1 pseudogene is annotated in these 692 nt (G+C 29.5%); it reads right to left on the reverse strand.

Annotated features, from left to right (window positions below):
- Positions 1-278, reverse strand: a pseudogene (locus JF73_RS08675) (HTH domain-containing protein); the annotation flags it as partial.
- Between the last annotated feature and the right edge of the window lie 414 nt (positions 279-692).

Below are 692 nucleotides of genomic sequence, written 5' to 3' on the forward strand. Positions count from 1 at the left end.
TATGTTTGTTCTAACGTGTCAATTCGTTGTAATAATAATTTTAATTGCTCATTATCGTTTACCGGTAAAGAGCTTTTTTGTTGCACTTTTTTACCGGTAACATTACCGCTTTTGTTTACCACTTTTTCTTTAATAAGTCTTGCACCAATTGCATTTACGGTTATGCGATTTTTGTTGTCTTTACCGGTAAAATTTACCGGTAAAGACTTTAGGTGATAACGAATAGTTTGTTTTGAAACATGTAATTCATCAGCTAGTTGTTTAATTGTTTTTTGCATAGCACAGTTTTCCTTTTTTGCTACTTTTAGTTTTATTGTATGAATTAGTTGGTCAATTGTTCAACCTAATTTATGTAAAAGAGTGGAGAATTGACTTCTCAATAAAATTTTTTGCTGTTTTTCTTAAATTTTATGTTATGCTTAACATCAGAAAAATAAAAAAAGCCTTTTATTGATAAATCAATAAAAGGCAAAGAAAAAAGCTAATTCAACACTTTTGGACGAGTACGAAAATTAGCTTTAGTCTTTGAAAATTCATAACTTAGTATAACAAATCTAAGTTAGAATTCAAGAGATTAAAGTTAAAACCTTCGAGCTAGTGAGAAATTAGTTCGGAGGTTTTTCCGTTATCAAACAAACCAACAGGACAAAGTTGTAAAAAGGGACAGGTTTAATAGAGCCATCTCAAGTAAT

The organism is Lactobacillus helsingborgensis (genome assembly GCF_000970855.1).
Classification (GTDB): Bacteria; Bacillota; Bacilli; order Lactobacillales; family Lactobacillaceae; genus Lactobacillus; species Lactobacillus helsingborgensis.